This window comes from Streptomyces sp. A0958, from assembly GCF_004795035.1.
Lineage (GTDB): Bacteria > Actinomycetota > Actinomycetes > Streptomycetales > Streptomycetaceae > Streptomyces.
Genome location: NZ_SSBK01000005.1, coordinates 260,112 through 277,014 on the forward strand (window position 1 = coordinate 260,112; position 16,903 = coordinate 277,014).

16 protein-coding genes, 3 pseudogenes and 1 riboswitch are annotated in these 16,903 nt (G+C 70.0%); of the genes and pseudogenes, 5 read left to right on the forward strand and 14 right to left on the reverse strand.

All coding sequences use genetic code 11. From position 1 onward, the window contains the following. Positions 1-39 precede the first annotated feature (39 nt). From E6P78_RS07955 to E6P78_RS07965, 3 genes are read right to left on the reverse strand one after another with little or no spacing between them, the layout of a single operon-like run. A complete protein-coding gene (locus tag E6P78_RS07955) occupies positions 40-840 on the reverse strand; it encodes an ABC transporter ATP-binding protein (protein ID WP_136202796.1) in 801 nt (266 codons plus the stop codon). Continuing rightward, entirely contained in the window at positions 837-1,928 is a 1,092-nt protein-coding gene (locus E6P78_RS07960; protein ID WP_136202797.1) for an iron ABC transporter permease, read from the reverse strand. Before E6P78_RS07960 ends, E6P78_RS07955 begins: the two co-directional genes overlap by 4 nt. Next, the gene (locus E6P78_RS07965) at positions 1,925-2,992 is read right to left on the reverse strand and encodes an ABC transporter substrate-binding protein (RefSeq protein WP_136202798.1); all 1,068 of its coding nucleotides are present in this window, start codon (positions 2,990-2,992) and stop codon (positions 1,925-1,927) included. The genes E6P78_RS07960 and E6P78_RS07965 overlap by 4 nt, the downstream gene beginning before the upstream one ends. Positions 2,993-3,042: 50 nt before the next feature. Continuing rightward, positions 3,043-3,125, reverse strand: a riboswitch (cobalamin riboswitch). A 70-nt stretch (positions 3,126-3,195) separates the two neighbouring features. Between E6P78_RS07965 and E6P78_RS07970 the strand changes: the two are divergent. Then, positions 3,196-3,423, forward strand: a pseudogene (locus E6P78_RS07970) (SAM-dependent methyltransferase); the annotation flags it as partial. Between the two features lie 18 nt (positions 3,424-3,441). Here the strand turns inward: E6P78_RS07970 and E6P78_RS07975 are convergent. The 8 genes and pseudogenes from E6P78_RS07975 to E6P78_RS33285 all read right to left on the reverse strand — a co-directional run bounded on the left by E6P78_RS07975 (position 3,442) and on the right by E6P78_RS33285 (position 11,305). After that, positions 3,442-4,302: a DUF3592 domain-containing protein gene (locus E6P78_RS07975; protein ID WP_136202799.1), complete on the reverse strand. Its 861-nt coding sequence runs from the start codon at positions 4,300-4,302 to the stop codon at positions 3,442-3,444. Between the two features lie 83 nt (positions 4,303-4,385). Then, positions 4,386-4,589, reverse strand: a pseudogene (locus E6P78_RS07980) (hypothetical protein); the annotation flags it as partial. A 108-nt stretch (positions 4,590-4,697) separates the two neighbouring features. Then, positions 4,698-5,468, reverse strand: a complete 771-nt coding sequence (locus E6P78_RS07985) for a hypothetical protein (RefSeq protein WP_240799098.1) — start codon at positions 5,466-5,468, stop codon at positions 4,698-4,700. A 509-nt stretch (positions 5,469-5,977) separates the two neighbouring features. Next, positions 5,978-6,667 (reverse strand): response regulator transcription factor, encoded by a 690-nt coding sequence (locus E6P78_RS07990; protein ID WP_136202801.1) that lies wholly within the window; start codon positions 6,665-6,667, stop codon positions 5,978-5,980. A 68-nt stretch (positions 6,668-6,735) separates the two neighbouring features. Then, a complete protein-coding gene (locus E6P78_RS07995; RefSeq protein ID WP_136202802.1) occupies positions 6,736-8,961 on the reverse strand; it encodes an MMPL family transporter in 2,226 nt (741 codons plus the stop codon). A gap of 185 nt (positions 8,962-9,146) precedes the next feature. Continuing rightward, entirely contained in the window at positions 9,147-9,758 is a 612-nt protein-coding gene (locus E6P78_RS08000) for a TetR/AcrR family transcriptional regulator (RefSeq protein WP_136202803.1), read from the reverse strand. A gap of 377 nt (positions 9,759-10,135) precedes the next feature. Then, positions 10,136-10,693, reverse strand: coding sequence for a hypothetical protein (locus tag E6P78_RS08005; RefSeq protein WP_168712576.1), 558 nt, complete (start codon positions 10,691-10,693; stop codon positions 10,136-10,138). 429 nt (positions 10,694-11,122) lie between these two features. Further along, positions 11,123-11,305 (reverse strand): hypothetical protein, encoded by a 183-nt coding sequence (locus tag E6P78_RS33285; protein WP_240799099.1) that lies wholly within the window; start codon positions 11,303-11,305, stop codon positions 11,123-11,125. A 119-nt stretch (positions 11,306-11,424) separates the two neighbouring features. Here E6P78_RS33285 and E6P78_RS33830 point away from each other — a divergent pair, with 119 nt between their 5' ends. Then, entirely contained in the window at positions 11,425-11,550 is a 126-nt protein-coding gene (locus E6P78_RS33830) for a hypothetical protein (protein WP_276607211.1), read from the forward strand. A 455-nt stretch (positions 11,551-12,005) separates the two neighbouring features. Here the strand turns inward: E6P78_RS33830 and E6P78_RS08015 are convergent, their stop codons facing one another. Continuing rightward, on the reverse strand, positions 12,006-12,305 hold the full coding sequence (locus tag E6P78_RS08015) for a transposase (RefSeq protein WP_136202806.1): 300 nt from the start codon (positions 12,303-12,305) through the stop codon (positions 12,006-12,008). A 141-nt stretch (positions 12,306-12,446) separates the two neighbouring features. Between E6P78_RS08015 and E6P78_RS33290 the strand changes: the two are divergent. Then, positions 12,447-12,851 (forward strand): annotated as a pseudogene (locus E6P78_RS33290) (SDR family oxidoreductase); the annotation flags it as partial. Here E6P78_RS33290 and E6P78_RS33295 read toward each other — a convergent pair. Both E6P78_RS33295 and E6P78_RS08025 read right to left on the reverse strand, forming a co-directional pair. Continuing rightward, complete coding sequence (locus E6P78_RS33295; RefSeq protein ID WP_240799100.1) at positions 12,776-13,003, reverse strand: hypothetical protein; 228 nt, start codon at positions 13,001-13,003, stop codon at positions 12,776-12,778. The pseudogene E6P78_RS33290 and the gene E6P78_RS33295 sit on opposite strands and share 76 nt — an antisense overlap. Positions 13,004-13,042: 39 nt before the next feature. Further along, positions 13,043-13,954: a polysaccharide pyruvyl transferase family protein gene (locus E6P78_RS08025; RefSeq protein WP_136202807.1), complete on the reverse strand. Its 912-nt coding sequence runs from the start codon at positions 13,952-13,954 to the stop codon at positions 13,043-13,045. Between the two features lie 288 nt (positions 13,955-14,242). Between E6P78_RS08025 and E6P78_RS08030 the strand changes: the two genes are divergently transcribed. Beyond that, complete coding sequence (locus E6P78_RS08030; RefSeq protein ID WP_136202808.1) at positions 14,243-15,247, forward strand: NAD-dependent epimerase/dehydratase family protein; 1,005 nt, start codon at positions 14,243-14,245, stop codon at positions 15,245-15,247. Between the two features lie 12 nt (positions 15,248-15,259). Continuing rightward, positions 15,260-16,897, forward strand: a complete 1,638-nt coding sequence (locus E6P78_RS08035) for a carbamoyltransferase C-terminal domain-containing protein (protein WP_136202809.1) — start codon at positions 15,260-15,262, stop codon at positions 16,895-16,897. The last annotated feature ends 6 nt before the right edge of the window (positions 16,898-16,903 follow it).

The window sequence follows — 16,903 nt, forward strand, 5'->3', positions numbered from 1 at the left end:
GGGGCGAGCCCGTGTTCGGAACGCTCACAGGGCCGGCGGTCACCGGTCCGCGCCGGGCAACGGCCCGTCCGCCGGCAGGAACGTCACCTGGGGACGGCCCGTGCGGGGATGCACCGCGACCTCGGCGGTCACCTCGTAGACCTCCGCGAGCAGGCGCGGAGTGAGCACCTCGTGCGGCGGTCCGGACGCGACGACACCGCCGTCGCGCAGAACGTACAGGCGATCGCAGTAGTACGCGGCCAGGTTGAGGTCGTGCAGGGCGACGAGGACCGTCGCGGGCAGCCGGCGCAGCGCGGTCAGGATCTCCAACTGGTGCCGGATGTCCAGGTGGTTGGTCGGTTCGTCCAGGACGAGCAGCGACGGTTCCTGGGCCAGAGCACGGGCGATCAGCACCCGCTGCCGCTCGCCGCCGGAGAGCCGGTCGAAGGAGCGGTCGGCCAGGGTGACGGCGTCGACCGAGGCGAGTGCAGCCTCGATCGTGGCGGCGTCCTCGGTCGTGTCGCCCGACAGGAGCCGCTTGTGCGGGGTCCGGCCCATCGCGACGACTTCCCGCACGCTCAGATCGAGGCCGGACGGGGTGTCCTGCACCACCGCGGCCAGCGTGCGCGCGAGTCGGCGTGGAGGCAGAGACCAGGCGTCGGCGCCGTCGACGCGGACCGTTCCGGCTTCCGGGCGCAGTACGCGGTAGACGGCGCGCAGCAGGCTGGACTTACCACTGCCGTTCGGGCCGACGAGGCCGATCGTCTCGCCGGTACGGGCCGTGAGCGTGACGTCGTGGACCAGCCGCCGGGCGCCGGCCGTGAGCGTGACGCCCTCGACGCGCAGTTCGGCCGCCGTCATGCTGCGCCCCCCGCCTTCTTGCGCGCGTCGCGCCGCATCAGCCACAGGAAGAACGGCCCTCCGCACAGGGCGGTGAGCACGCCGACCGGGATCTCCTGCGGTGCCGCTACGGTCCGCGCCGCGATGTCCGCCAGGACCAGGAAGGAGGCGCCCCCCAGTGCGGCGGCCGGCAGCACACGCCGGTGGTCGCCGCCGACGAGCAGCCGCACGATGTGCGGCAGCATCAGGCCGACGAAGCCGATCGGTCCGGCCGCGGCGACCAGCACACCGGTGACCAGCGAGACGAGCACGAACATCCGGGCCCGGAACCGTGCGACGTCCAGGCCCATGGTGGCGGCGGCCTCCTCCCCGGCGAGCAGCAGGTTCAGGTTCGGGGACTGGACCATGAGGACGGCGATGCCGAGCAGCAGAGCCAGACCCGGCAGCCAGAGGGAACCCCAGGACACACCGCCCAGGCCGCCCAGCGTCCAGGCGAGGACGGTGCGCGCCTCGTTGCCGTTGTCCGTCGTCAGGAGCAGCAGGTTCAGCAGCGCGCTGAGCACCGACGCCACCGCGACCCCGGCCAGGATGAGCCGCATCGATGTGATGCGGCCGCCGGTGCGGGCGGCGGCGTAGACGAGCACGAGCGCGCCCAGTGCCCCCGTGAAGGCGGCCGCCGACAGGGACACCGTCCCGAAGAGGCTCACCCCGAACACGATCACCGCGACCGCGCCGAGCGAGGCGCCGGAGGACACCCCGAGGAGGTACGGCTCGGCGAGCGGGTTGCGCACCAGCGCCTGCAGCGCCGTACCGACGACGGCGAGGCCCGCGCCGGTGACCGCGCCGAGCAGGACGCGGGGCCCGCGCACGTCGAGGACGATCGTCTCCCGCGCCCGGGTCCAGGTGGGCTCCGTCCAGTCGGCGCCGAGCGCGTGCGTCACGATGCCCCACACCTGGGCGGGCGGCACGTGCACCGAGCCGACGGCGAGCCCTGCGGTCAAGCAGGCGGCCAGGAGCACGGTGAGCGCGACCAGGGTGACGGCGAACGCGGCCCGGCGGCGCGGCTTCACCACGGCGGTGTCCTCGGCGTCCGCGGTGAACGCGGTCACTTGAAGCTGTCCGGGTGCAGCCCGCGCGCCAGGTCGCCCACCGCGTCCGCCGAGCGGACGCCGACAAGGGTGTCGGTCAGCGGCAGCACCACGAAACGCTTGTTCTTGATCGCGGGCACGTCGGCTAGGGCGGGCTGGGAGAGCAGGAACTTCTTCTTCTGCGCGACGCTGGTGCCCGCGTAGTCGTAGATGGCGATCACATCCGGCTTGCGGTCGACGACCTGTTCCCACGAGACGTCGCCGAACACGTCGTCCAGGTCGGAGAAGACGTTCTTGCCGCCGGCCAGTTTGATCAGTTCGTTGCCCAGGCCCTTGCCGCCGGCCGTGAAGGCGGACTTGTCGCCGCTGTCGTAGACGAACACGGAGACGTCGCGCGCGTCCTTCACGGCCTCGCTCGCCTTGTCGACGCGGGTGCGCAGCTCGGAGACGAGCGCGGACGCGCGGTCGGAGACGCCGAAGATCTTGCCGATCGTGCGTATCTCGGTGTACGTGTCCTGCATGGTCACCCCCTTCTTCCCGGCGCAGTTCTCCCGGTTGAGGTAGGTGTCGATGCCTGCGTCCTCGAACGCCTTGCGCGAGCGGCCCTCCTTCTCCGCGAACGCGCTGGCGTACCCGCCGTAGACGAAGTCAGGATCGGTGTCGAGGACCTTCTCGAACGACGGCGCCTGCTTCGACAGCTGCGGGATCGACGCGAAGTCCTCGCGGAGAGCGGGCAGGACCGCCGAGTCAGGGTACGACGTACCGGCCATCCGATCCTTCAGCCCCAGCGAGAGCATCAGTTCGGCCGGATGCTGGTGGATGGTCACCGCACGGGACGGCGGCTTGGCGTACGTCGTCCTGACACCGCAGTTGTCGATGGTGACGGGGAAGCCCTTCGCCGCCGAGGCGCCCGCCTCCGGGGAGTCGGCGGTGGTGCCGGACGAGCCGCAGCCGGCCGTCAGCAGGATCGCCGACAGCGCGGTGACGGCCGCGGCGAGGCGCGCCGGACCGCGCCCGCGTGAGGCTGCGGACGCCGCGGGCGACGGGGAGAACGAGAAAAGGGGACGGCTGTGACCGTCGTGCATGGGAAGCCTCCTGCGGAGTCCGCGCTCCTTGGATCGGGCCCGCGGCAGATCAGTGACCTGACTTCCGCGGACGCCCCGTGGGACGTGCGCGGTCACAGTGGCGGGACCGTGCCGGACTCGCACCGGCTTCCTGGCTCCTGCCGCGGCTTTGACCTGGTGATCGTACGTAATGACCAGGTAACCGAGGTAACCGGGTCGGACCCGGGGACATCGAGGACCGCGGCGCGCTCTCCGTAAGCGTCGAGGTGATCCCCGGCATCACTAGCGTTGCCTCCCTGACCGCCCGGCACCGCATCCCGCTCAACCAGGTGGGCCGCCCGGCGCACATCACCCCGGCCCGCCGCCTCACCGAAGCCGGCCGGAACGACGACGGCGACATCGTCGTCATGCTCGACGCCCACGAGTCGTTCACCCAGGTCGCGGGCGATGAACGAAGCGGCCCCGCGTGCTCACAGCGCGACCATCCCCACCACGGCCGCCGCCAACACGACCACGAGACCCACGACGTCGACGGCCATGTCCCGCTTCCAGGACCGGCGTTCGGCCCCGACGTCCAGAGTGAAGACCGCCGGGTCATCGGGGGCGTAGTGGACCGTGACGTCCCGGCCCTGTGATCCGGCGGGGTCCCGCAGTCCTGACTCGCAGTAGGCCGTAACGGCCGTACCGTCGAGGGTGGTGAAGGTGACGACCGGCATCACGCGCGTGAAGGTGTGTCCGTCGTCGTCAGTGCTGACGCTCTTGAGTACGGCGACGACACGGCCGGGTACGGGGGCCATGGCGGCCAGTGCGTCGAGACGGCGATTCCTGTCGCGTACGTTCCCCGGCAGGTGGTACATGGCCGAGAGGGCCCACGGCCCGCAGAAGCCGAGCAGAGCCCACGGCCAGCCCCGGTCGATCGCGGCTACGACGACCAGACCGGCGTAGACGAGGAAGACCGCGAAGGTCGGCGGGCCGAGTCCGCGCCCGCCTTCGGAGAGGTCGTTGGCGAACCGGAAGGCGTGGGGTCTGCCGCGCGGGTAGTGGACGCCGATCTCCCGGCCCGTCCAGGCCGCGCTGATCCTCTCGCCCCGCTCACCGTCGTTGGTGACGGTGAACTCCTGTCCGCTGGACGGGTCCTGGAAGGAGACGACCACGGCAATCCCGTCGCTCGGGGAGCTTCCGTGCCGGGGCACCCCCACCCGCTCGATCCGCCCCTTCGCCCGGACCGCCCGCTGCGCCCGGGTCGTTCCGGCCAGCGACATCCCGTAGCCCACCAGCGCGACCGTGCCGAACACGCCACACCACAGCACCAGATATCCGTGCCAGCCCATCCGCTTCCCTCCTGCCACTTCGGGGACGGCCACCGAGCACACCCCTGCCGTCCGGAACAGTGCGGTCCCGGGACACGCGCACCTCACCGTGCGGGCGCGCGCCGCACCACCTTGCCCTGTCCGTTCGCCTCCAGTGACGCCGTTCCTCCGGGCCCGGTCACGACGACCCTGATGACGAGGGAGCCAGTGAGACGGTCGACGGTGATCTGCCAGGACCGGGGGGAGCGGACGCCGAGGGTGGTCGTGGCCTCCTCGACCAGGGCGGGGAAACGGTCGTACGGCAGCGTACTGTGACTGAGCACGGTATTTGGCCCCAAAGGACAACTCCGATGCACAGAACGCGAGCAGGTGCGCAGGCGAGTGTTTGTGGGCCAGCCACTCGTCGCTCAGGGCAGTCAGGCCCAGGGGTCGTCGGACGGTTCGGGCTCCTCCGGGTGGAGCATGCGGCGGACGCAGCGCAGGAGCCCCGGCTCGCTGCCACCGGCGGCAGCCATCCAGGGCAGGACATTTATGGCGCGGGCGCGTTCTGCGGAGGCCAGGGCTTCTACGGTGGTGTGCAAAGTTTCGGGGGCGGGTTCATTGGTGAGGGCAAGCCAGCCGATCGCGGCCGCAAGGCGGGCTTCGGGGGCCTGTGCCCGGTCCTGCCACAGCTCGCGGATCCATCCGGTGGCCGGCTGGTGCGGGTGGGCACGTGTGGTCTCTGCGGTGGCGAGAACCAAGGCGGCCCGGACCATGGGGTCCTGCTCCTTTGCGGACCGGGTAGCGAAGGCGCTTCGGACTGTATGCCCGGGGTCGGCCGCGGTGGCGAGAACGTAGGAGGCGTCGATGCGCATGGCGGGGTCGGAGGCGTCGAGGAGAGGCAGGAGCACGGGGGCCCCGGTGGTGATCACGGCTCGGGCGGCGGCCACCGACCAGCCCGCCGGGTAGCCGGTCACCTCGACGCCGTAGTCGTCATAGTCGTCGTGCTGGGGGCCGGAGCGATGGAGGAGGAGTTCGTCGCGGGAGGCGACACCGAAGTGACGGGCGCGGGCCGGGGCGGCGAGACCGCAGAGGGCGTCGGCGCGGTGTCGATGATGGGGGTCGGTGGCGATCCGGATCAGGAACGGGACAGCGAGAGCGGCGGCGGCCCGGCTGTCGTCGGCGCACATGCCGATCAGGACACCCATCGAGTTACGTGCCGACCCGTCTCCGGTGCACAACCGGCGAACGGCCTCCCGCGCTTTCTCGCCGTGAGGGAAGTTTCCCCAGGGAAGGTCGTCGAGGGCGGCTCCGCCGAAGGTCCCGGGCCGTAGGGTCGCCACGACAGCCCGGATGTCGAACGGGCCTCCCGCGAACGAGGCCAGATCCTCCCCGTCCACCAGCGCCCGACACATCGCAAACGTCGGATCGGTCCGCCAGTCCCCCACACCACACCATCCCACCGTCGAATCCCCAGTGGATTGATCATGCGGGATCTCCCGGACGACTCGAAGCCATCTGCAGTCCTGACACGGCACGCCGCAGACCATCGTGAACCCAGAAACTCCCAGCCCAGCATGTCCCTGCGGCTATCGCGCGGGCCATCTAACGTGCACAGGTGCCAGCTAGCGCGCCCAAGGGCCGGATAGCGTGCTCAGTCACAACGACTGTGACTGAGCACGCCGGCTGGCGAGTGAGCGCGAAACGTGGCGGGTGCTCAGGAGGACTGACCGGGGCGGGGGGACTGGGCGCGGCTCTCGGCGTCTGTAGCTCTTGGGTCGACGGGAGTGCCGGGGATGATCAGGCGGCTTTCGTAGGCGAGTACGACGAGCTGGGATCTGCTGGACGCTGCGAGTTTGTGCATAATTCGGTTGATGTGCGATTTGACGGTCAGAGGGCTCACGACGAGTGCTTTGGCGATGGCGGTGTTGTCGGGCTGCGTGGCAATGAGCGTGAGGACTTCGAGTTCGCGCTGGGTCAGTGGCGTCAGCGTTCCGCGGAGGGCAGGCGGTGGGGCTGTGTGGGCGGGTGCGGGTGAGATGACCATGGCGCCGCCGAGGATGACGTCGAGTGCGGTGAGGAAGTCGTCGGGTTCCAGGTTGGGGCCGAGCACGCCGGTCACTCCGGCGCCTGTGAGGAAGGGCAGTTCGGCGGGCGGGATGTTCCCGAGTACGACGACCCGGGTGCACGCGGTGGCGTGGCGCAGACGTATCTGGGCTGCGGAGGGCGGGCCTTGGAAGAGTTCTTGGGCGTCGACGAGCAGAAGGTCGCAGGCGGTCAGTCCGGCCAGGGCGTCGGTGAGGGTTGCGGTTTGGGCTGGGTGGGCGAAGGCGGGGGATGCGGCGATGACGCGTGCGTAGGCGTCCCGGACGAGGGCCGGGCCGCCCGCGAGGAGTACCCGGTGCATCGGCGGCGTCCTTGGGGAAGGGGTCGGGCCCGCGGTGCCCGTGGCGGCCGCGGGCCCGTGGGGCGGTGTCAGTGGTTGTGGTCCGTGAAGCCGGCGTAGCTGGGTTCGCGGACGGTGGGGGTGTCGGGGGTCTGCTTGGTGAGTTTTTCGCCTTCGATGTCGACGTTGGGCAGGATGCGGTCGATCCAGGCGGGCAGGGACCAGGCGCGCTTGCCGAGGAGGGCGAGGGCCGCCGGGATGATCGTCATGCGGACGACGAACGCGTCGAAGACGACGGCGATGGCGAGGCCGAATCCGAGCGACTTGATCATGGCGTCGTGGGAGCCGACGAAACCGGCGAAGACGCTGATCATGATGAGGGCGGCGGAGGTGACGACGGTGGCGCTGTGCTTGAAGCCCGTCTCGACGGCGGTGCGGGCGTCGGCGCCGTGGACGTACGCCTCGCGCATGCGGGTCACCAGGAAGACCTGGTAGTCCATGGCCAGGCCGAACACGATGCCGACCATGAGGACGGGCATCAGGCTCATGACGGGGCCGGTCTGTTCCAGGCCGATGAGGTCCTTCAGCCAGCCCCACTGGAAGACTGCGACCAGGGCTCCGAGGGAGGCTAGTACAGAGAGCAGGAACCCGAGGGCCGCCTTGAGTGGGACCAGGATGGACCGGAAGACGAGGATCAACACGAGGACGGCCAGGCCGACGACGAGGGCGAGGTAGGGCACGATCGCGGCGCTGAACTTGTCGGAGATGTCGATGTTGAGGGCTGTGGTGCCTGTCACGAGGGAGCGGGCACCGGTGTCGGACTGGAGGTCACCGGCCAGACTGCGGATGTCGGTAACGAGGTCCTTGGTGGCGTCGCTGCCCGGTGCACTCTTGGGGATGACCGTGATGATCGCGGTGTCGCCGCTCTCGTTGAAGGCGGCCGGCGTCACCCCGGCCACGTCCGGAAGACCGGAGAGGGACTTGCCCAGGGCTCCGGCGCTGTCGCGGGCGACGGCCGGGTCCTGGTCGTCGACGGTCACGGTGAGAGGACCGTTGAAACCGGGTCCGAAGGACTCCGACAGCATGTCGTACGCCTTGCGCTGGGTGGACGAGGTGGCCTTGGAGCCATCGTCCGGCAGCCCGAGTTCGAGCTGGGTGGCCGGAAGGGCGACTACGCCGAGAGCGACCACGGCCAGGAGGAGCATCTGGGCCGGCTTGCGCAGAACGTAGGAGATCCAGCGCTGCCCCAGGCCCGGCTTGGCGGGCTTGGCAGGGTCGGCCACGGCGGCAGGCTTCTTACGCTTCTTGCCGCGGACGCGTTCACCGGCGAAGCCGAGGAGGGCGGGAACCAGGGTGGTGGCGACGAGGACCGCGATGACGACGGCACCAGCGGCGGCCAGGCCCATCGCGGTCAGGATGGGCAGGTTCACCACCGCGAGGCCCGCGAGGGCGATGACGACGGTCAGCCCGGCGAAGACGACGGCGGAACCCGCTGTGCCGTTCGCGCGGGCGGCGGCCTCCCGGGCGTCGTAACCGTCGGCGCGCTCCGAGCGGTAGCGGGAGACGATGAACAGGGCGTAGTCGATGCCGACGGCGATGCCGAGCATCGTGGCGAGGGCCGAGGCGTTGCTGTTGAGGTCGAGCGGGCCGCTGAGCGCGGTGATGGCGGCCATGCTCACCCCGACTCCGACGAGCGCGGTGAGCAGGGGCAGGCCTGCGGCGATCAGGGAGCCGAAGGTGATGAGGAGGATGACGGCTGCCAGGGCGAAGCCGATGGCTTCGGCAGTGTGGCTTTCCTCGGGGGCGGCCAGCGCGTTGCCGGAGGCTTCCACGGTCAGCCCCTGGTCGCGGCCCGATTCCAGGGCCTTGTCCAGGCCGGTGTGGTCGCCGTCGGTGAGGTCGGCATCCGTGGCGGTGTAGGTGACCTGGGCGTAGGCGGTGGTGCCGTCCGCGCTCACCGCCTTGGAAGTGAAGGGGTCGCTGATCTGTCCGATGCGGGAAGAGGAGTCTTTGATGCCGGCCAGAGTCGCTTCGAGAGCGGCCTTGTTCTCCGGGGTGCTGATCTTCTCGTCGTCGGGTGCGCGCAGCACGACACGGGCGGTGGCTCCGCCGGCGTTGGCCGCGGGGAACTTCTCTCCCAGGAGGTCGAAGGCGCGCTGGGCCTCGGTGCCGGGCAGGGTGATGCTGGAGCTGGCGGGGCCCGAACTGCTGGAGGCGCCGATACCTACGGCGCCCAGGATGAGCGCCCAGAGGAGGACGATCAGCCAGCGCCGCTTGAACGCGGCCCTGCCGATCTTGTGAAGGAAGGTGGCCATGAGGGAAACGCTCCGGGTCGAAGGTGTTTTCGGACGTGCGGTGCCCTGAGCCCGGCCTGTGGCAGGCGGGGCCCCGATGAGGGCATGCGGAGGGAGGCGAGCGGCTCCGGGCCGTCGTCAGGGACGTGCGGGGTCGCCGGCAGCACGGGAAGGTGCGGCCGGAAGGTGGTGGGGGCTGGGTTGGGTCAGGCGGTGGCGGGCTGCGCGGTGAGAGCCGGCAGGAGCACCAGCTCGACAACGGCTTCCATCAGCTCCTGGGTCGCCTCGGTCCCGTGAACGATTTTCTGTGCGAGCCACGGGCCCAGCAGGATCTGGTCCGCCAGGTCAATGACCGGGTTTCCGGCCCTGATCTCGCCCCTTGCGACCGCACGCTCAAACAGCTGGGCAAGATCCCGCAGGATCGGATGGATCAGGATCTCGCGCACGATGTCCATGAGGCCCTCGTCCTGGACGATCGCCGCCGGCAACGAGGTGAAGGGCTCATTGGCCAGATCATCGGCCACCAGGTACCGCGCGACCTCCATCAGATCGCCGCGAAGACTGCCGGTATCGATGCTGGACAAATCCTCCCCGGACTCCGCGCTGAGAGCCTTCCACGCCGAAATCACCAGACGCGGCTTGCTCTCCCACTGCCGGTAGAGCGTCGCCGTACTGCACTTCGCCCGCTGCGCGACCGCAGCCATGGTCACCTGCTCATAACCGACCTCGCCGACAAGCTGAGCCGTCACGAACAGCAGCTCACGCTCCCGCTCCGGGGTGAGCTTGCGCCGGCGCGACGCCACAGGTGCCTCAGTCATCGCTGCTCCCGATCCCATTCCTAGCTGACTCCAGAACTGTAGCCACCCCATGAAGCGAAAATCAAGTTTTCGAAACTGGAATTTTCGATCACGGTGAGGGGTCGGCTCTAGATCGCAGCGGGTGCCGCGCCCTCTGCCAACGCGAACGCCTGAGGTGCCCACGCTTCCCGGGCTACGGCGTACGCAATGCGTTGCCCAACAACGCTTCATCCACTCACGCCGATCACCGTGTCACCGGCGCCGCCCACGACTGACTCCCGCCGCCACTCAAACTTCAGTGCGACAGGACACTGAGTGTGAGCGTGCGCCGTACCTGGCACTGTTGGACACCTTCGATGCACAGCGTGGGCGGCTTAATTGAGGCCCGGTCGCGCTGCTCAGTACTTGATCTCTTTAGCTTCGTACCCTTCGAGCCCCGTCGTGACGAGGGCCGGTACGAGGGCGTGCAGGTACCAGGCGAGGTCGGTGAACGCGGGCGCCGCCGGGATATGCCGGCGGTCGATGCTGGGCGAGAAGAAGACTTCCTTGCGGCCGGGCATCAGCATGAACATCCCGCCGGTCCCGGCTTGCGGGTGGTAGACGTTGATGGCCACGGTGTACGGCAGATTGCCGGGCGCGTCCAGGCGCACCAGCACCTCATTGATGTCTTTGGGGGCGCTGGTGGCCCATTCGTACATGTCATCCGCGTCGTTGATCATGTGGGTGACACCCCCGACAGGGTCCTCCACCGACCAGCCCACCGCGGTTAGGGCATCCACGATCGAGCGTGCGGTGGTCGGGTGCGTGAACGTGAAGTCGATGTCGGCGTCTCTGGAGATCCCACGGCACCTCCGCTCAGCGTGGCGCAGCCACGCATGCTCGCCCTTCGAACGCAGGGCCGTCGATCGATTCTTCATCAGGTCCAGGCCTCGACCGTCGCTGGGACGGTGGGCCATAGACGGCTCCGACGGCCAACTCTGTTGCTCAGGATCCGTTCGCGTAGATGCTGAGGGTGCGGGTGCTGGGGCGTTCGCCCCAGTGGCCGCTGTGCGGTGAGGCTTTGGCCAACCCTCAAGGTCCACGGCGGCCTTCTGAGACAGCGATTTCGGCGACCTGTCGGAGCGCTTCCTGATACGCCTCGGCGTTGCCCGGCACCTTCTGCCAGGTGCGGACCTTGAGCGTGGTGGCATGCAGGGGCCCGGGCGGGATGCCGAGGTAGCGGCCGGCACTGGCTCGTGGGCCGCCACGGGCCATCTGGACCAGGCGGATCGCGGCGTCGCGGCGCAGGTGCCGTACGGGCCCGTGCAGTCCGTCCAGCGGTGCTGTCCAGGTGTTGGGGAGGGGGTCCGAAATGAAGTTTCCCCGTGATCCTGGACACTCGTCCGTTAGGCCGCGAGGGCGTGTCGATGCCGCTGCCTGGTCTCGGCCGGGGTGAGGTAGCCGAAGATCTTGTGCTTGCGCAGGCGGCGGCGGTTGTAGAAGGTCTCGATGAAGTTGAAGACTTCGGCGCGGGCGGTGGCCCGGTCGGGCCAGTCCGGGTTCCGATCTCTTCCTTGAGTAGAGCCCAAAAACTCTCTGCTGCGGCGTTATCGAAACACGAACCGGTGCGTCCACAGCTCTGCCGTAGCCCCAACTCTATTGTTTGGGCGCGGAATTGTGCCGAGGTGTACTCGCTTCCGCGATCACTGTGGACCACGCATCCGGGCTCCAGACCGCCTCGGCCGTGGGCCATATCGAGTGCGTCCACGACGAGCTCGGCGCGGTGGTGGTCGGCCATCGCGTAGCCGACGACCTCGCGCGTGGCCAGGTCTAGCCAGCAGGCGAGGTAGAGCCAACCCTCGGCCGTCGGGAGGTAGGTGATGTCGCCGACCAGCTTGGTGCCGGGGTGCTCGGCGTGGAAGTCCCGGCCGACCAGGTCCGGGGCCGGCTTCGCCTTCGAATCCGGCCGGGTCAGCGAGCGCCGCTTACGGCGGGTGACGCCGCGGATGTCGCGCTCACGCATGACGCGGGCGATGCGCTTGCGATTCACTCGCCGCCCCAGACGCCGCAGCTCGGCGTGGATGCGCGGGACGCCGTAGGCCTTGCGGGAAGCGATATGCAGCACGGTGATCTCGTGCGCGAGCGCGTCGTCGGCCGCTTGGCGGGCCTGGCGGGTGGCCTCGCCCGCGCGCCAGGCGTAGTAGGAGGAGCGGGTCACGTGCAGCACCCGGCACAGCATCGTGACCGGATAGTTCGCCTTCTCCGCGTGGATCAACTGGTACAACGCGGTCACCGGTCGATCTCCTTCACGAAGAAGGCCGTCGCTTTTTTCAGGATCTCGATCGTCTGCTGCTGCTCGCGGTTCTCCTTGCGTAGCCGGCGCAGTTCGTCGCGTTCGGCGCTGGTCAGCTCGCCCGGGGCGCCCTCACCCCGGTCGGCTTTGGCCCGGCGGTACCAGCCGCGCAGGGACTCGGAGCTGATGCCCAGCTCCCGGGCGACGGCGGTGACCGTCTTGCCCGAGGAGTCGACGAGCGCGATCGCGTCCCGCTTTAACTCCTCGGTGTACCGCTTCGTGTATTTGCTTCCCACCTGGTGCTACTTCCTCTGGAACCTCAAGATCCCAGTCTCCAGGTGTCCACGATCAAGGGGAAGCTTCACCCAGAGCGTGCACCGCCTGCTCGGTCTCGGCCACCGGGTCGCGCGACCGGGCGCAGCGCGAAGAAGCCGGCCGTGCCGGCCGACGCCGCGGCCGACGCGGGCACGGGCGACCGGCTGCTGACTCTCGAAGGGGACGCGGCGGACTGGGGCCATGTGTCGGCGGCCGTCGAGGAGACCGTACGCACGTTCGGCCGGCTGGACCATGCCATCGCCAACGCCGGGTACTCGGCCGACGCCCACGTCGAGACCGGCGACCCCGAGAAGTGGCGGGGCATGGTGCCGACCAACGTGCTGGGCCCCGCCCTGCTGGTACGGGCGGCGCTCCCGGCGCTGAAGGAGACGCAGGGCCGGATCGCGCTGATCGGGAGCGTCGCCGGGTACAAGAACACGGCGGGCAACCTCTACTCGATGACGAAGTTCGCGGTGACCGGCCTCGCCGAGAACGTCCGCATGCTGACGACCGGGTACGGCGTGGGGACGACCCTGATCGCGCCGGGCCGGGTACTGACGCCGTTCTGGGACGAGCGCCCGGGCGGCGCGGAAGCGGCAGGCCCGATGATCTCCGCCGGGCAGCTGGTCGACACGCTCGTCCGGGCGATCTCCCAGCCACGCGGCGTGGACGTGAACACGCTGGTGGTCCGGCCGTTCGGCCGGCCGAACCGACGCGCTCACCCCGCCGCCCGGTGGCGTACGAGTGAGCGCCGGCGTCCGGCGGACGCCCGGCCGGCGGCGGACAGGCACCACGTCCACCACCGGTCGAGCGCCCGCCCGGACAGCGCCTCGCACGGGATCACCGCGGGCCAGCGCAACACCCTCGCCTGCGCCGACACCTTGGCCCCGCCGCGCACCGGGTCCACCACCAGGGCCGGTACCCCCATGCTCAGCGCCAGGGCCATCCCGTGCAGGCGGTCGGTGACCACGAGGTCCAGCCGGCCGACGAGCGAGAGGAACTGGTCGGCGGTGCGGCACAGCCGCCAGTCGTCGTGGGCCAGCCGCGTTTCCGCCGTCACCCGGGCGCAGTCCTTCGTCGGCAGCCAGGCGTACAGGGTCTCGGCGACCCGGTCGTGGGCGCGGCGGTCCGCGTACTCGCCCTGGCCGTGGGTGAGCGCCACACCGACCACGGGCTTGTCCGGCCGGGGGCGGGCGGAAAGGGCCAGGTCGGCGAAGGGCTCCGCCCCGGGTGCGTCGCGCGCCACGATCCGGTGGAACCCCCGCACCGCCGCGGCGTCCCCGTCGATCACACTCACCCCGATCGCGGTCCGCCTGCACGACGCGTAACGCTCGTGCAGGCGGGTGATCTGCGGGCCGTGCACCGGACCGCAGACGAAGATCACCTGCTCGTACCGCTCCGGCGGCGCGGCCTCCAGGGTCAGCGCGCCCGGCGCGAAGTGCGGACTCCAGGCGGAGTCGTGCGCGACACCCAACCGGCCCAACGCGTCGGACACCGCCTGTTCGGCGAGGACGTCACCGGCGGTCACCTCGCCGTCCGGGAAGCTGAACCACCCGGTGACCAGCACACGACCGGTCGCGCTGCGGGGACGGAGAAGTGGGTCGAGAACGCCGGCCAGGCTCTGGCCCATGGTCGTCTCCTGTTCCTTGATTCATTCCAACGGTAGTCCCGGAGATGCGCGGGCGAGTTACTCCGGCAGGATTCGTGTGTGAGAAGCGAGTGACAGGGAACGCGGCTCGGTGTCGTCGGAAGCGGCGATGACGAAGGGCGGAGATTTCCGCGGGGCAGCTTGCCTGCCGTGCCACGGAGAGACGACCGGCCCGGTCGGCCGGTGCGTTCCCGCCATTCGTCCGCGCATGCGGCGACTTCGTGAGCGCGCTTTTCGGAACAGCGAGTTCTCTGAAAGGAGAAGGGGCACATGGCGTCCTCTGAGCCCGAGCGGTTCCCCTGGCAGCGTGCCTTGGTGACAGGCGGCGCCGGATTCCTCGGTTCGCATTTGTGTGAACGCCTGCTGGCTGGGGGAGTGGTGGTCGACTGCGCCGACAACCTCGCCTCCGGAGCGACGGAGAACATCGCCCACCTCGAAGGAAAGGACGGATTCCGATTCGTCCGCCTCGACATCTCCGACCCGTCCTGCGTACGGGAATTGCGCGGCCCCTACGATCTCGTGCTCCATTTCGCGTGCCCCGCCTCGCCCGTCGACTATCTGAGAATGCCGCTGGAGACCCTGGACGTCGGCAGTCTCGGAACGCGCAACATGCTGGAAATCGCCGCCCGGGACGGAGCGCGCCTGCTGCTCGCCTCGACCTCCGAGGTCTACGGAGACCCCTTGGTGCACCCGCAGCGGGAGGACTACTGGGGCAATGTGAACCCGGTCGGACCACGCAGTGTGTACGACGAGTCGAAGCGGTTCTCCGAGGCGTTGGTGACCGCCCACAACGCGGCCAAGGGAACGAACGCGGGAATCGTGCGGCTGTTCAACACCTACGGTCCCCGCATGCGGGCCCACGACGGACGGGCCGTTCCCACCTTCATCTGCCAGGCACTGGCCGGGGAGCCCCTCACCGTCGCAGGTGACGGCAGCCAGACCAGGTCCCTGTGCTACGTCGACGACACCCTCGACGGCGTACTGAGCGTCGCCGCGAGCAAATCCGTGCGGCCGGTCAACATCGGCGGCAGCGACGAGACGACCGTACGGGAGATCGCCCGCCGGATCGTCAAACTGACCAGCTCGGCCAGCCGGATCGACTACGTCGACCGGCCCGTCGACGACCCCGAGCGGCGGCGCCCCGACACCACCCTGGTGCGGGAGATGTTCGGCTGGGAACCACGCGTGTCCTGGGAAGAAGGGCTGGAACGCACCATCGCGTTCTTCGCCTCGCACCCCGGCACACCGGCCGACGCAACGGCCCGCACTTTCTGAAGGAGCCAGCGCATGCGCGTGCTCGGAATCAACGCCCTGTTCCACGACCCGTCCGCAGCCCTGGTCATCGACGGCAAAACCGTCGCGGCCACCGAGGAGGAGCGGTTCAGCAGGCGCAAGCACGGGAAGCGGCCACTGCCGTTCTCCGCCTGGGAGCTGCCCGAACTCTCCGCCCGCTGGTGCCTGGAGACGGCCGGCCTCGAACCCGCCGACCTGGACGTGGTCGCCTACTCCTACGACCCCGAACTCGCCCGCCCCGCCGAGCAGATGGGCCTCGACGACCCCTGGGACGAGCTGCGCCAGACCTACGCCCGGCGCGCCCCCGAATTCCTCGCCGAAGCGCTGCCCGGACTCGACCCGGCCAAGGTCCGCTTCGTCGCCCACCATGTGGCGCACGCCGCGTCCGCCGGACTCGCCGCCCCACTGGGCGACGACTGCGCGGTGCTGGTGCTCGACGGGCGCGGGGAGTGCGCCTCGCAACTCGCCGGACACTACAAGGGCGGCGCTCTGGAGATCCTGAACACGCAGCCGCTGCCCGAATCGCTGGGCCTCTTCTACGAGGAACTGACCGAGCACCTCGGATTCCTGCGCAGCAGCGACGAGTTCAAGGTGATGGCCCTCGCCTCGTACGGGCAGCCCGTCTTCGCCCAGCGGCTCGCCGAACACGTCCACGACACCGGCGGCGGAGGATTCCGCGCCTCCGGCGTCCCCTGGGGCGAATTCGCCCCGGCGCGCCGGCCGGACGGCCCGTACAGCGAGCAGCACGCCGACCTCGCGGCCAGCGCCCAGCGGTGCCTGGAGGAGGCCGTCCTCCAGCTGGCCTCCTGGCTCCACGAACGCACCGGCGCGCCGCGCCTGGCGCTCGCCGGGGGAGTGGCCCTGAACTGTGTCGCCAACGCGCGGCTCCACCGGGAAGGGCCCTTCGACGACATCTGGGTCCAGCCGGCCGCCGGTGACGCGGGCACCGCCCTGGGCGCCGCCCTGCACGTCTCGGCCGAACACGGCCCGGTCCGCCCGATGACCACCGCCGCCCTCGGCCGGGGCTGGAGCGACGAGGAGCTGCGCCGCGTGCTGGAGACGGCGGCGCTGCCCTACGAGGAACCCGAGGACGTCGCCGCCGCCGTCGCGGAGGAACTGGCGCAGGACGGCATCGTCGCCTGGTTCCAGGGACGCAGCGAGTTCGGCCCCCGGGCGCTCGGCCACCGTTCCCTCCTGGCCCACCCGGGACGGGCCGAGAACCTGGAGCGGCTGAACGCGGTCAAGGGGCGCGAGGAGTTCCGGCCCGTCGCCCCCATGGTGCTCGCGGAACGCGCCACCGAACTCTTCGACGGCAAGATGCCCAGCCCGTACATGCTGTTCGTCCACGAGGTCGCCGAGGAGTGGAAGTCCCGCATCCCGGCCGTCGTCCACGTCGACGGGACCGCCCGCATCCAGACCGTGGACGCCGCGACGGAACCGTTGGTCGCCCGGATGCTCACCGCGTTCGAGGAACGCACCGGCCTTCCGGTCGTCGTCAACACCAGCCTCAACACCGCCGGCAGGCCCATGGTCGACCACCCGCGCGAAGCGCTCGAATGCTTCGGCTCGGCCCCCGTCGACCTGCTGGCCATCGGCCCCTTCCTCGTCCGCCGTTCGAAGGCGTTCACATGACGGCCG